Raw genomic sequence first — 13,911 nt, 5'->3', positions numbered from 1 at the left:
CTCCGCCGCGTCAGGACCGCGCGGAGGGGACTGCTGACGGGTCGAGCACGACCAGCCGGTCGAGCAGCGGCAGCAGCGCCTCGGCGATGAGCGTGCCCACCCGGTCGTGCACCTCGAGCGGCCCGCCGATGGGGTCCGGCACGTCGTCGCCCGGGTCGGCGGGCCGGCGCCCGCGGGCACCGGCCATGGCGCCGACCAGCCGGCGGGCCCGCGCGGCCGGGTCGGGCTCGTTGCCGGGGACGTCCGCGGGGAGGGTGGTCACGAGGTCTCCGGCCTCGCGGAGCAGGAACGTGCGGCGCAGGGCGGCCGGCGCCTGCGCCAGGACCGCCTCGCGGTGGCGCGCGGTCATGGCGAGCACGAGGTCGGCCTGCTGGACCAGCTCCGGCCGCAGCTGCCGGGCCCGGAAGCCGTCCGGGTCCCCGCCCAGGCCGCGGAGGACCAGCGCGCTGTCGGGGTGCATCGCCGATCCCACGACGGCGCGCGTGCCCGCGCTGGCCACCCGGATCGCGGGCGCGTCCGTCCCCAGCACCTCGTCGAGGTAGGCGCGCGCCAGGCGCTCGGCGAGGGCCGAGCGGCAGATGTTGCCGGTGCAGACCACGAGCACGGTGAACGGCGGGCTCGGGGACGCGGGCACGTCCCCCAGTCTGCGCGGGCGGTTCCGGACGCACGTCCGGGACCGCCCGGCTCAAGCCGGGGCCGCAGACCGCCGATCAGCCAGTCATGAGGCTGCTGCTGGTGTGCACGGGCAACATCTGCCGGTCAGCGGCCGCCGAGCTGCTGGTCTCGTCCTGGGCGGCCGGCTCCCCTGGCACCGCGCTGCTGGTCCGCAGCGCAGGTACCCGGGCGGTGGCCGGGCGGCCGGTGCACCCGTGGACGGCGGCCGTGCTCGAGCGGCGGGGCGTGCCGACCGCCGGGTTCTCGTCGTCCCGGCTGACCGGGGACGACGTCGACGGCGCCGACCTCGTGCTGACGATGGCGGCGCACCACCGCGACGAGCTGCTCGCCGTCCGCCCGGGGGCGCTGCGGCGCACCTTCACGCTCCGCGAGGCGTCGCGGCTGGCCGGGCTGCTGCCGCCCGGCGTCCTCGACGCCGCACCGCCGGCCGACCGGCTCGCCCGCCTGGCCGACGCGCTCGCCGAGTCGCGGGCGGTCCACCGGTCGGCCGGCCGGGACGCCGACGTCGCCGACCCGATCGACGGGCCGGCCCGTGCGCACGCCGTGGCGGTCGACGAGGTCGCCGAGGCGCTGGCGCCCCTGCTCCGGGTCTTGGAGAGCCGGGCCACGGCGTACGACACGGTGCGCATCCACCGGCTGCCGCCCGTGCCCGCCTAGTTCGGCGCGGCCGGCAGGGTGTCGAGGCGGAACTCGTCGACGTGCGCGCCGAGGGAGTCGGTGCGCAGGTACTCCCACAGCCGGTCGGCGCGGTTCTGGTCGAGATAGACGACGCTCTGGCTGCCCTCGCGGCCGGTCCCGGCCACCGGGGCGGTCAGGAAGGTGAGCCCGTCGGGGCGCAGCGACCGCAGGTCGTACGCCATGCCCAACAGCCCGGTGTTCGACAGCCCGGCGTCCACGGTCATGGCGCCGGTGAGCGCCACCAGGAACTCGTCGAGGGCGCCGGCGTCGGCGAGGACGTCCTGCTCGGAGAGCTGGGCGAAGACCGACCGCAGGTACTGCTGCTGGCGCTTGACCCGGTCGAAGTCGCCGCCGGGGAGGCCGTAGCGCTGGCGGACGTAGGCGAGCGCCGCCTCGCCGTCGAGGTGGTTGGTGCCGGCCGCGTAGGTGTAGGGACCGTTGGTCACGGCCTCGGCGACCTGGACGTCGACGCCGCCGAGCGCGTCGGTCATCTGCACGAAGCCCTGGAAGTCGATGGCCGAGTAGTGGTCGATGCGCACGCCCGTGAGCTGCTCGACCGTCTGCACCAGGAGGCTGGGTCCCCCGTAGGCGTAGGCGGCGTTGAGCTTGGTCGGCCCGTGACCGGGGATGTCGACCCACGTGTCCCGCGGCAGGGAGACCACCTGCGCGCGCTGCCGGTCGGCGGCGACCCGGACGAGCATCATCACGTCGGACCGCCCGTCGGGGTCCTCGCCCTCGGGGACGTCGGCACGGGTGTCGGACCCGACGACGAGGAACGTGAGCGGCGCACCACCGGCGGCGCTGGTGGCCGGCGCCGGCCGCTGCGACTCGTCGAGCCCCTGGAACGCGTCGACCCGGTTGAGGTTCCCCGCGTAGCGGTTCGTCAGGTACCAAGCACCGCCGGCCACGAGCAGGAGGAGGACGACGACGGAGGCGCCCAAGGCGACGAGCGCGCGGCGCAGCCGCACCCGCCGTCGGGGCACCTCCGCATCTCGACCCGGGTCCTCGCCATCACACGACCTCTCATATGGATCCACGTCCTGCTGAGTCCGGTAGTCGGTCACGCGCGTCCCCACTGTCCTGTGCATGAGCACCACAGACGGTAGGCCGGATACGGTCCGATTCAGGACTGAAATGTCCGACGCGACGGCGCCAGGACCTCAGCCGCCACAGAGGTGCCCTGCCTCCTCAGCTCGCGCGGCGGCCCAGGGCGCGGTAGGTCCAGCCGGCGGCGGTCCAGGCCTCCCGGTCCAGGGCGTTGCGGCCGTCGAGCACCCGCCTCTGGCGCACCACCGCGCCGAAGGCGACGGGGTCGAGCTCGCGGTAGGCCCGCCACTCGGTGAGCACCAGCACGGCGTCGGCCCGCTCGGCGGCCTCCTCCGGCGTCGCGGCGAAGTCCAGGTGCGGCCACTCCCGGCGGCTGTTGTCGACGGCGGCGAGGTCGGTCACGCACACCACCGCACCCTGCAGCTGCAGCTGCGCGGCGACGTTGAGCGCCGGAAAGTCGCGGATGTCGTCGGACCCAATTGTCCGCCCGCCAGGTTCAATCATGCAGCCGGAAGAGCACTGCCGTCCGCGTTCGGCTGAACCTGACACGAGGGCTCCGCCAGATCATTGGACACATTCCTTTTGGGCATGAGGCTATGGCGTTGCGCTTGCACCCAGAGGGTCGGTCCCAGCAGAGTCGGCGAAGACCCAGTCACGGCTCACCCACTCAACCCGGGCGTCCCGCAAGCGTCACTTCTACCGTTCATCATGGCAACATTCGACATTGCGCGCACCCCTACCCAGAAGGCCGCCTGTCGGCCGGTGCAACCCGACCGACGTCGCTCCCCAAGTGAATACAGATTCAACCGCACGAGGGATGACTCAGGCGGCACACAAGCCAAGCACGAGGCGCCAAGACGACGGTGAGCGCAGCGGGCGCGAGAGTCAGCCCGGAGCAACTGCGTGCGCCTCTTCTGCAACTCTCGGCTGCCCTCAAGCAAGTGCACGTTATGGCCGCACACTGCCCCGCCTCATATCCCGGCGCCAGGTCATTTCATTGCCAGAGGCGATAGTGTCAAGTGCAAATTGACTCGACGCCCGCAACGCCGATTGTGTTAGCGCTCAAGCCATCGGCCGGGCTGGCACGCCTACTGCGGTCACATCATTGGGCAAATCACGAACCACAGCGGCTCCTGCACCAACTACGGTCCGTGCGCCAATGCATCGCCCCTGAATCACCGACGAGCCGGTTCCCAAATTCACCTCGCTCCCCAGCCGGACCTCACCTGAGACGGAAGCGTTAGGATTAGCCGTAACATAGTCGCCCAGAATGGCCTCGTGGCCCACAGTCACTCCCAGGTTCAGGTGCACGTGTCGCCCAAGCACCACGTTCGTTGTGATGACTACCTGAGCACAAATGATTGACCCAGGCCCAATGGTTACCCTGTGACGGCCGATCACGGCACTCGGATGCACCAATGTCGCGGGGGTACGACCGAGCCCCGTGGCCCACTCATCGATGCGCCTGCGCGTCGCGCCGTCGCCAATCCCGATTACGTACTGGACGTCATCAGGCAGCGAAGCCAGCGCACTGACACCCCCCAGGAACGGAACACCCCGGTCGTCGATGAGTTCCTCGTCCGGACTGCCATCGTCAACGAACCCGAGCACTTCATACGGCTGGGCTCCTTGCCTAAGCCGCTGGTCCTCGATCGCTTCAACGACATCGTGCACCTCGCGACCAAAACCGCCGGCGCCGACGATTATCAACGGTGCGGCTTTCACTTGACCATCCTGTCTAGTGCGCGATACAAGCGCGACCGCGTGGCTTCTCGCCTGACTACTGGTCGCGGCCCCCGGACCGTCCCTCTTGGCCGCTCAACCGAGCGCAGCTCACTGGACTGGCAACTCCCCACACATCAGAGAGATCCTGACCGACTCAGGCGAAACAAAACGCACCGTATGGGCTACTCGCCGGAGCCAGGAGGCGGCGACCTGAGACTTGAACCGACGACTTGCCCACACGGTCAGCCATGATCATCGGCGCACCCTGGCAGAAGGACTCGGATCAATCTAGGGGCAGGCTCCACCCCCAGCCGAGCCCCGGCACTACGCCGAGCACCCGACAAGTATGCACCCATAGGCCGCTGGGGTGACCACCCGGATAGTCCTTGTGTGCGCCGCACTCCTTTTGCAGCTCAGCACGACGCCTTGGGACATGTCCCCTGAGATCGTAACAACATGCAAGCCGTGAGGCACACTCCACCCGTTGTTGACGTACAAATACCTACTCAGACCCGCGCCCGCTCCCCTGCAACGTCCGCCCTGTCATATCCAGCCCTGACGACACCGAGATAGCGGGCATACTGCGCCGCCCTCCAAGTAAGAACGGACGACGCGACACTGATAGTCGGCAGGCTTAGTTTCCGTCCGAGCCGGTATTGCCCGCGCGAGACTTGAGACACATGCTCCCCCCTCGGGCCAGCTCCCCTGCTCATCTGGCTCGCGTGCACACGGTAGGACAACAATCTGTCCCGCAGGACGGCGACACGGCCCACTAAGCCCAGGCGGAGCCAAAGGTCGTAGTCTTCCATTTGCACCAGCCGACGATTGTAGCCCCCGACCTGTTCGTACGCCGATCGACGCATCATTACGGACGAATGCACAAGGCGGTTCCTGGAGACGAGGGCACGACGAACATCATCGCCGGCCGACGATCTCAACTCTCCTATGCGCCGCCCGTCGGAGTCAATCAGGTATGCTCCGGTGCCGACAACTGCAGCATCGGCGCCTGAATCAAGATACTCCTGCGTCCTCGATAGTCGATCAGGAGCGGAAACATCATCTGAGTCCATGCGCGCCAGGAACCTGCCATGTGCTCCGCTGGCGGCGATACTCAGCGCATTCGCCAAACCGCGCCTATGGGGAAGCGAGATGATTCGTACGCGCCGGTCTTGCATCCATGTCGCCCGGCCTTCAGCGCGGGCGCCATCGAGCACGAGGATCAATTCTAGGTCAACGTCTTGCTGAAGCAGTACCGAGTCGACGGCTTCCGTGAGCCACGCATCTACGGTGAGCGTAGACATGAGCACCGAGATCTCAGGCACGGAAAGCTCCAGGCTTAGTTTCGAGCGCGGACACAGGACCAATCATTACCGTCGCGTAGGAAACGATCTCCGCCACATCTCCTTCAGCCTTCATCTGGCCCCCTGCGAGCTCCACGGGAAAGGGTACCTCCATAGGCTCCAACGCGATACGCTCCGCGATTCAAGGCACCACGGGGTACCGCCGCTCGCTCCGCAGCGGGTCCTACTCCTCTCGGGGCCGCCCCTTCCCTAGCACCCGGAGCGGGACGTCACCTCTTAGCCGTCCAGGGCGAGGTGACGACACTTGTGCCTTCCCGCCGCCGACAAGATCGCCCAGGCGGCTCCCCGATCCACGTCGAACCGCAATTATGTAGCCGAGGCAGACACCCAAGTAGGCCCACAGGCTGCGCGAGTTCTCGATATTGAGGGTGAACGCCACGGCGAGTGAGCATGCGACTCCTACCATCAGCCAGGTTGATGAGGAATCAACGGCGCCGGTTCTGGCGAGCCTGGAAAGCTGGATCAGAATAACGCACGGAATGCCCATCACAAGGGCATACCCGGGTAGTCCGGTTTCAGCCAGCAAACTTAGGTGGGTGCTATGCGGGATGTTCTGCACCGGCCAGTTCGCGTACTCGCTGGCGGCTGCTCTGAACTGCCCGATGCCCACCCCGATTAGGGGATTGTCCAGCCACATGCGCCAAGCCAAGGACCACAGGCTCAGGCGGACATCGGACTCAACCGTCGCTTGGGCACCAGCGAGCCGGTCTACCGAGTCGAGCTGTAGTCCTGGCCAATACAACCAGATGGCACCTGACGCCGCCGCGAGGCTTGCAAGCCAGGGAATCGCGGCGTTGACCACGCGACGCGCCTGTCCGAGAATTAGGGCTACCGCCAGGCCAAGCACGAGGGCCGGGATGGCTGCTCGGGATCCTGTCAAGAGGAGCGCAGTCGCTTGGACGACAAGATGGGCGTAAGGACGACGCAGCTCGCGCCTTGAGTGGGAGACGAAGGTAAGTGCGATGCCGATCAACAGATAGGAGGCGAAGAGGTTCGGATCATCGAATCCGCCGGTGGCCCGAAACTCGAGGGCGAACGGCGTGACTACACCTTGAGAGTGCAGGATTGACCCCGCCGTGCCAGTAAGCGCGGCGGCCGAGCAAGTTCTTACCCACAGTCTCAGAAGTCGGCCACCCTCACGGAAGAGCCTGACGCTGTAGAACGCAAATACGCTGAAGTAGGCCAGCGCGACCCAGAATTTGAGGACGGCGCCGACGCCGTAGGGGAAGTCAACGTTTACACCCCTTACACTTCGAATGAACAGGCCCAGCAGTAGGGCTACGGATACTGCCGAGAAGTAGAGCAACCAAGATTGAAGCCGCCCTCCTTTGATGCTTGAAACCCGGTCACCGCGTTGCCGCAGCTGCCACAGGATTGCTGCGAACGCGAGAGGAAGGAAGAGGTCGGCAGCCGATACATTCGCACCGTGGTCCCCGCCAATCACGGTGGCGATAGGTAGGCCAAGAACGACGATGTCAACGGCCCTGATGCACCGCCGTTCAGAGCTGGCGCTTTGGGCATACTCCGTGTTTGGACCGAACAGGGAGTATGGCTTGGGGACACGCCTCACAGCGTCCTCACGTCGAGACCTTGTGTGCCATCCGCCCGATGACACTTCCTCAATGCCGCATCATGAACGGACACGACGCGGAACGCTGCCCGCAAAGTCACCAAGTGACCCGCAGTGAGGCCGACGCTCCAGACTATGATTGCCGCCAACGGGGGAGCACCCACCAGGCAAGTGATAGCTAGAGCACAGACCAAGAGGCCCAGTCGGGTCGTTTCGATGACAAACAAAATGTTGTGCGCACGGAGTACGGGAAAGACAGCCTGCATGGGATTGACGATCAGCTGAACGGCTAGCGGGACCGCTATCACGGAGACCATGCGTCCGCCAGACGCCCACTCCTCACCGAGCAGAGCAACTGCCAGGAACTCCCCGAACGGCGTCAGCACTAAAACCATCAATGCCGATACGGGCGACAGCCACCAGATATGGCGCACCAATTCAGGCTTCAGCGGCCGGGCTTCCCGGCGCAACATGGACAAGCGCCCTAGCATCGACTGCTGAAGACCCATCCCTATGAAGCTGGCGGGGGCCCCGGCCAGCCTCAGGGCAACTCCCGCATGGCCAGCGGCAATCGGCCCCCACAAGACGCCGAGAGCCGTCACCGGAAGCTGCCCGCCGGCGCTTCCCACCACCCCTGATAGGATATTCCGCCAAGACACGCTGCCTTCGGGCATCCGCGGCGTCGCGTCTTCACCTTCGCTGGCGGCATGCATTACGCGGCGCTGGTTGCCCCCAAATTGTCTGGTGAACGTCACTGCCATGACGCGAGCCAGGGCGAAGCCAAGCGCCAGAGCTACCGGGGTCGGCCAGAGGATGACGGCCACGGTCTGCGCGAGAGCAGTGAAGATCCCTGCGAGAAGGTTCCTCATGGCCAGTGCCGCATAGCAACCGCGCTGCAGCAATGCCGCATTATCAAGAAGTCCGAACGCTTGAGAGGCAACCAGTAAGCCCGCGGCGAATGCCGTCTGGCCGCCAGGGTATTCGACGACGATCGCAGCTAAGCCGCCGCTCATAATGAGAATGGAGGCGGCTCCAGCCACCCTGGCAGCGAAGCGTAGAGTCGTCCACGAGTGCCGCTGTTCCATACTAGGCGCCACCGTCTCCAGACGCAGGGTCACGATGGGCACCAGGACAAAAGCGACGGAAAGCGCAAGGTGATAGCTGCCCACGACGCGCGGGTCGGCCAAGCGCGCAATGATGACCGTGGACCCCATCACCGCAGCCTGGCCGATCGCATGGCCGAGGATCGACAGCTGCCACGCCGGAACGCGGTGAGCTTGCCTAGACTGAGCCATCGACGCCCTTGGCCAGCTCATATTTCGCCTCGTGTGACGTCGAGGGGGCGCTTTCGTTGATTGACGGGTAGGGGCGAGGGTAGGCGACGTCGTACCGATGCCGGAGTCATCGGCGCACCTCTCGGCGCCCTCGATGATGCAGCAGGTGCCTCAACCGCTCTTCCTGCCGTTGCCAGACGTCTGATCGAGCGAAATGCCTTCGAACCCAAGCCTGCGCCCGGTCCCGACGACTCTTTGTCGCTTCGGGGAACGCCATGACATCGCGCATGGCTACCGTCAGGGCGCCGGCATCTCCTACAGGAACCATGAAGCCCCTACCGTCGGCGGCGACGTCTCGCGCCCCAGTCGCCGACGTTGTAATGATTGGGCAGCCCGCAGCGGCCGCCTCAAGTAGGACACCGGGCATGCCTTCCCGGTATGTCGGGAGCACCAACGCGTCCGCGGCGGCCAGATAGACCTCAGGGTTCGGGACGTCGCCACAGTCGACGATGTCGGGATCCTTCGCGATTGCGACACGAACCTTATGATCGACCGGATTGGTGTGATCGTCGGACCCGAGCAATAGCAGTTTTACCGCACTACCTTCGTTCTTCAGCGACTGGAAGGCATCGATCAGCTCGTGCACACCCTTGTCTCTCGTGCGGCGCCCTATGAAGATGAAGACAAAGGTTCCCTCATCCAGTGACAGAGCATTCCTTGCGGCCGACGTGTCGGCGCTGTTAAATCTTTCCAGATCGACACCATTACACGACCCCTCGCCGACCACTATTGTCCGGTCGGGCGGAAAGATGCCTTCCTGCAACACGAGGTCGTGCAGGCTCGGACTGACGGACCAAATCTCCGTGGAAAGCCGCCCAATCATCCTTTCGAAGGACCGCAAGATGCGGCGCGCCGCTCCCGTCAGGGTCTCCAACCGAAGGCCGTGCAACACGTATACGCGGACGGGCACCCTCCATAGAGCCCCCGCGACCGAGGCTAACAGGGAGGCTTTGGGGGTTCCGTATATAAGTGCGGCAGGCCTCTCCCGGCGCACAATGTTCAAGACTTGAAGCAATGCACGCACGTCCCTCAAGACGGACATGCCGCGTTCTAGGTCTGCCCCTACCACACGGACGCCTTCTCGGGCGCTGACCATGTCAGCGATTCTCCCGCCGGGACAGACGACAGCTACGTCGAAGCCAACGTCCCTGAGGTAGCTAAATTGACCGGCGTACAAGCGCTCTGCAGACTCCGCGGATGAAAGAACAAAGAGGAGGCGCGGACGAGGTAGAATGGGCAAGCCTCGGGGATTTGGTACATCTACTTGAACCAGGTTGTAGAAGGAACGGGACGTCACTGCGCCGGCACTCCCTTAACCGTCACGCCGGGGGCGACATCAACGACAACGCAGGCTGCAGCGCCGACAATGGATTGGGCGCCAACGGTGAGACCTTGGAGGATTACTGCCCCGGCACCGATCGTTACACCACGCTCGACGTGGCAGTTTCCCGAAACGGTTCCTCCCGGGTTGACGGAGACGTACTCGGCCAGGACACTGTCGTGACCTACGTTGGCGTTCGCATTGAGATGCACGTGCGGCCCGATTACCACGTCGGCCAAAACCTGTACGCCTCCTAGAATTACAGCTCCCGCGCCCACTTCAGCATGGGGAGAGAGGTTCGCGTTGGGATGCACGACGGCAACACTAGGAATATCAAGCGGGGCAAAGCGCTCGGCGATCTGCATTCGCACGCTGGGGATGCCGAGGCCAGACACGTATCTAACGTCGGGAGCATCCGCCAGCCAGACACCAATGGGGCCAAGGAACGGGACCCCGCGACGACGAAGTCGGCTCAGATTTTCGTGGCTCGGAGAGTCGTCCAGGACGCCGAGGACCTCATAGATCGGTTGTGCAGCGGCTCGGTTGACGGAAACGATGGCGTCCAGAACGTTTCGGCCGAAGCCGCCAGCCCCCACGATCACGATCGGTTCGGCGCTCAAGCCTTACGCTCCGCGCTTCCGATGAACCGCGGCATCGTTGCCGATCCCGCAGCGGCGATCCCGTCTCGGCGGAGGACGGTACGGACAGTCGCGACGAGGATTCGTAGGTCGAGGAAGAAGCTGCGCGCGTCTACATACTCGACATCGGCGTCGAACTTCTGTTCCCACGTCAGGTGGTTGCGGCCCCGCACCTGCGCAAGGCCCGTGACCCCCGGCCGGACCTCATGGCGGCGAGCCTGGTGAGGGGTGTAGAGATCAAGATAGTAGGTCCGCAGGGGCCGTGGTCCGACCAAGCTCATGTCACCGCGCAGCACGTTCCACAAGGTCGGGAGCTCGTCGAGACTGGTGCTTCGTAGGGTGCGCCCCAAACGCGTGAGTCGGTCCTCGTCTGATTCCGCGCCGTCACGCATCGTTCGGAACTTGATCAGCCAGAACGACTCACCCAAGAGCCCAGGACGCTCCTGTCGGAAGAACACCGGACGGCCGAGGGACAGCCTCACCAAGAGGGCAACGACTACTTGAACCGGCAGAGAGAGCAAAAGTACGACAAGCGCGATCACGACGTCGATCACGCGCTTGCCCACGTCATACATCCTCATGGGATCTGCAACTCCAAGAAGCTGGTGATGGCTGACTCGACACGCCCGACCTGCTCCGCCCGCAGCGCCGAACCGCTGGGCAGCGTCAAGCCGGTCGCGAAGAGTCGATCCGCCGTGCCGTTCACCACCGATCGAGCAGCGGAGAAGACCGGCTGGCGATGCATCGGCTTCCACAGCGGGCGCGACTCGACGCCCGACGCATCGAGGGCGCAGCGTAGGTCTTCCGCTGACCAGCCCGCCTGTGCCGGATCGACGACGACCGCGGTGAGCCAGCAGTTGTCCGCCTCGTCCCCCGATCGCTGAAAGACCCGCGCCCCTGGACGGCCGGCGAAGAGGAGGGCGTACAGCTCCCGGAGCCGGCGGCGCCGCGCGATCATCTCGTCCAGCCGCTCGAGCTGGGCGAGCCCCAGCGCGGCGAGGACGTTGCTCAGCCGGTAGTTGTAGCCGACCTCCGTGTGCTCGTAGTGCACGGCCGGCTGGCGGGCCTGGGTACTCAGGTAGCGGACGCGGGCAGCCAGGCCGGCGTCGTCGGTCAGGAGCATGCCACCGCCACTAGTGGTCATGATCTTGTTGCCGTTGAAGGACACGGCGGCGACGTACCCGAAGGACCCGGCCGGCCAGCCGGCGTGAGAGGCGCCGAGTGACTCAGCGGCATCCGAGAGCACCGGGACGCCGAAGCGCTCGCAGACCGGCACGATCTCGGCGTAGTCCGCACACTTCCCGAGCAGGTCCACCGCGATCACGGCGGCCACCGTCTCGCCCTGCTCGGCCAGCTCCTCGAGCGCCGTCACGAGCAGACCGGGGTGCAGGTTGCCGTTCTCGTCGCAGTCGACGAAGACAGGCGTGGCCCCGGTGTAGACGACCGCGTTCGCCGTGGCCGCGAACGTCATCGTCGGGACGACGACCACGGTGCCGGGCCGGGCGCCGAGCTCGAGCAGCCCCAGGTGGAGTGCGGCGGTACCGGAGGAGAGCGCAACGGCGTGCGCACGGCCGCAGCGCTCGGCGATCCGCTCCTCGAAGGCGTCCACCATGGGCCCGAGGGGCGCGATCCAGCCCGACCGCACGGCCTCGAGCACCAGCTCCTCCTCCCGCGGTCCCACGTCCGGTGAGGACAGGAGGATCCGTGAGGGAGCACGGGTCGGCGTGATGGTCACCGGGTCACCTCCTCGTCGGCCCACAGGACCGCGGCCGACGCGTCCGTCGTGGCCCAGACGTCGGACGCACGGCGGCCCATGCGGCTGAGCTGCCAGTCCTCGAGCGGCGGGACGGGCACGTGGCTGATCAGCGGGTGCGCGTCCCTGGACGCGGCCTCGGCAGCACCGAAGAGCTCCTCGTGGAGCTTCTCCCCCGGCCGCAGGCCCGTGTAGACGATCTCCAGGTCGCGCCCCGACATCTCGACGAGCTGGCGGGCGACGTCCGCGATCCGCACGGGCTCGCCCATGTCCAGCACCAGCGCCTCGCCGCCGCGACCGATGACGCCGGCCTGGATGACCAGTTGGACGGCCTCGGGGATGGTCATGAAGTAGCGCGTGGCCTCGGGGTCGGTCACGGTGATGGGACCACCCCGGGCGATCTGCGCGGCGAACGTGGTGAGCACCGAGCCGCGGCTGCCCAGCACGTTGCCGAAGCGCACCGAGAGGAACCTGCCCTCGTTGAGGGCCGCGTAGGCCGCGGTAAGCTGCTCGGCGAGCCGCTTGGTGCGGCCCAGCACGTTGACCGGGTCCGCGGCCTTGTCCGTGGAGACGTTGATGAAGTGGCCGACCCCGATGGCCGTGGCCGCCGCCAGCACGTTGCGCGTCCCGAGGACGTTCGTCTTCCAGGCCTCGTCCGGGTACTGCTCGAGCATGTTCACGTGCTTGAGCGCCGCCGCGTGGAAGACCACGTGCGGCCGCCGCGCGAGGAACAGGTCGTAGACCGTCTCCGAGTCGCGGATGTCGGCCAGCACGACCTCGGGCAGGTCCAGGCGCGCCTCGCCGTGGATGCTCAGCTGCACGGCGTGCAGCGCCGACTCGTCGCGGTCCAGCATGATCAGCTCCGCGGGAGCGAAGCGGGAGATCTGCCGGCACAGCTCCGCCCCGATGGAGCCGCCGGCGCCGGTGACGAGCACGCGCCTGCCCCGGAGGTAGTCGGCGATCTCCTCGACGTCGGTGTCGATCTGTCGCCGGCCGAGCAGGTCGGCGATGTCGATGTCCCGGACGTCGCGGATGCCGACGTCGCCCCGGTCCAGGAGCTGGGCGAGGGGCGGGACGACCTTGACCGTCAGGCCGGCGGCCACCGCGCGGCCGGAGAGGTCGCGGATCGTCGAGCTGTCGGCCAGCGGCAGCGCGATCACCAGCGTCGTCGCGGCCGTGGCGGCGGCCGCCTCGGCGACGTCGTCCCGTCCGCCCAGCAGCTCGACGTCGCGGATGCGGGTGTGCCGCTTCCGCGGGTCGTCGTCGAGCAGACCGACGGGGAGGTAGGTGCTCGCCGGGTTGGTCAGCATGGAGCGCACGAGCTGGTGACCGGCGTCGCCGGCACCGAAGACGAGCGTGCGCTCCCCGGCCGTCGGGCGGGCGGCGCCCTCCCGCTGCCGGCGCACGGCCAGGCGCACCGCCGCCGTGCAGACCAGGGCGACGGCGGCGGCCACCGGAACGACCGAGAGGGGGACCAGCCGCGGCGCCCCACCGGCGACGTCCACGCCCATCTCCACCATGGTCACGAAGGCCACGGCGACCGCTATGGCGGAGAGCTCGTCCGCGCTCCCCACCGGGTAGCGGCCGTGGTGCAGCCGGAGCAGCGACGACAGCAGCACGTAGGTGACCGCACCGGTGGCACCGACGAGGAGGAGTCCTCGGCCGTCGATGTGCTCGACGGCGCCCTCGTACCGGGCGGCGCAGGCGAGCCACAGCGCGCCGATGAGCAGCACCGTGTCCATGCCCAGCAGGCCCCAGCGCCGCATGCGCCAGCGCCAGGCCGCGCGCCTGTTCGTCATCCCGACCCCC

Annotated in this window: 13 protein-coding genes; 1 reads left to right on the top strand and 12 read right to left on the bottom strand. The window is 67.0% G+C overall.

The window, feature by feature from the left end:
- Positions 1 to 10: 10 nt before the first annotated feature.
- A complete protein-coding gene (locus ACI780_RS15495; protein WP_457003981.1) occupies positions 11 to 634 on the bottom strand; it encodes an arsenate reductase/protein-tyrosine-phosphatase family protein in 624 nt (207 codons plus the stop codon).
- Positions 635 to 720: 86 nt separating this feature from the next.
- Here ACI780_RS15495 and ACI780_RS15490 point away from each other — a divergent pair, with 86 nt between their 5' ends.
- Positions 721 to 1,332, top strand: a complete 612-nt coding sequence (locus tag ACI780_RS15490; RefSeq protein ID WP_457003979.1) for an arsenate reductase/protein-tyrosine-phosphatase family protein — start codon at positions 721 to 723, stop codon at positions 1,330 to 1,332.
- On the opposite strand, the gene ACI780_RS15485 is transcribed toward ACI780_RS15490, so the two are convergent.
- From ACI780_RS15485 to ACI780_RS15435, 11 genes are all read right to left on the bottom strand, one after another.
- Positions 1,329 to 2,336: an LCP family protein gene (locus ACI780_RS15485; protein WP_457003977.1), complete on the bottom strand. Its 1,008-nt coding sequence runs from the start codon at positions 2,334 to 2,336 to the stop codon at positions 1,329 to 1,331. The genes ACI780_RS15490 and ACI780_RS15485 overlap by 4 nt on opposite strands.
- Positions 2,337 to 2,541: 205 nt before the next feature.
- Entirely contained in the window at positions 2,542 to 2,904 is a 363-nt protein-coding gene (locus ACI780_RS15480) for a UDP binding domain-containing protein (RefSeq protein ID WP_457003975.1), read from the bottom strand.
- A 558-nt stretch (positions 2,905 to 3,462) separates the two neighbouring features.
- Positions 3,463 to 4,125, bottom strand: a complete 663-nt coding sequence (locus tag ACI780_RS15475) for an acetyltransferase (RefSeq protein WP_457003973.1) — start codon at positions 4,123 to 4,125, stop codon at positions 3,463 to 3,465.
- Between the two features lie 506 nt (positions 4,126 to 4,631).
- Positions 4,632 to 5,432, bottom strand: a complete 801-nt coding sequence (locus ACI780_RS15470) for a glycosyltransferase (RefSeq protein ID WP_457004033.1) — start codon at positions 5,430 to 5,432, stop codon at positions 4,632 to 4,634.
- 217 nt (positions 5,433 to 5,649) lie between these two features.
- Entirely contained in the window at positions 5,650 to 6,792 is a 1,143-nt protein-coding gene (locus tag ACI780_RS15465; protein WP_457003971.1) for an O-antigen ligase family protein, read from the bottom strand.
- Positions 6,793 to 7,052: 260 nt separating this feature from the next.
- Complete coding sequence (locus tag ACI780_RS15460) at positions 7,053 to 8,372, bottom strand: lipopolysaccharide biosynthesis protein (RefSeq protein ID WP_457003969.1); 1,320 nt, start codon at positions 8,370 to 8,372, stop codon at positions 7,053 to 7,055.
- Positions 8,373 to 8,457: 85 nt separating this feature from the next.
- Positions 8,458 to 9,687, bottom strand: a complete 1,230-nt coding sequence (locus tag ACI780_RS15455) for a glycosyltransferase family 4 protein (RefSeq protein ID WP_457003967.1) — start codon at positions 9,685 to 9,687, stop codon at positions 8,458 to 8,460.
- Positions 9,684 to 10,331, bottom strand: a complete 648-nt coding sequence (locus ACI780_RS15450; RefSeq protein WP_457003965.1) for a PglD-related sugar-binding protein — start codon at positions 10,329 to 10,331, stop codon at positions 9,684 to 9,686. The genes ACI780_RS15455 and ACI780_RS15450 overlap by 4 nt, the downstream gene beginning before the upstream one ends.
- Positions 10,328 to 10,915, bottom strand: coding sequence for a sugar transferase (locus ACI780_RS15445; protein ID WP_457003963.1), 588 nt, complete (start codon positions 10,913 to 10,915; stop codon positions 10,328 to 10,330). The genes ACI780_RS15450 and ACI780_RS15445 overlap by 4 nt, the downstream gene beginning before the upstream one ends.
- An 11-nt stretch (positions 10,916 to 10,926) precedes the next feature.
- Positions 10,927 to 12,084: a DegT/DnrJ/EryC1/StrS family aminotransferase gene (locus ACI780_RS15440; protein ID WP_457003961.1), complete on the bottom strand. Its 1,158-nt coding sequence runs from the start codon at positions 12,082 to 12,084 to the stop codon at positions 10,927 to 10,929.
- On the bottom strand, positions 12,081 to 13,901 hold the full coding sequence (locus ACI780_RS15435; RefSeq protein ID WP_457003959.1) for a polysaccharide biosynthesis protein: 1,821 nt from the start codon (positions 13,899 to 13,901) through the stop codon (positions 12,081 to 12,083). The genes ACI780_RS15440 and ACI780_RS15435 overlap by 4 nt, the downstream gene beginning before the upstream one ends.
- Positions 13,902 to 13,911: the final 10 nt, after the last annotated feature.

The sequence above is a fragment of the Geodermatophilus sp. SYSU D00814 genome (genome assembly GCF_054050055.1).
The sequence above is the reverse complement of the archived record's forward strand: the minus strand, read 5'-3'. Positions and strand labels throughout refer to the sequence as shown.

Bases quoted from the DNA above. Each gene is read 5' to 3' on its own strand.
- ACI780_RS15490 (WP_457003979.1), top strand. From the start codon at position 721: ATGAGGCTGCTGCTGGTGTGCACGGGCAACATCTGCCGGTCAGCGGCC.
- ACI780_RS15480 (WP_457003975.1), bottom strand. From the start codon at position 2,904: ATGATTGAACCTGGCGGGCGGACAATTGGGTCCGACGACATCCGCGAC.
- ACI780_RS15460 (WP_457003969.1), bottom strand. From the start codon at position 8,372: ATGAGCTGGCCAAGGGCGTCGATGGCTCAGTCTAGGCAAGCTCACCGC.
- ACI780_RS15435 (WP_457003959.1), bottom strand. From the start codon at position 13,901: ATGACGAACAGGCGCGCGGCCTGGCGCTGGCGCATGCGGCGCTGGGGC.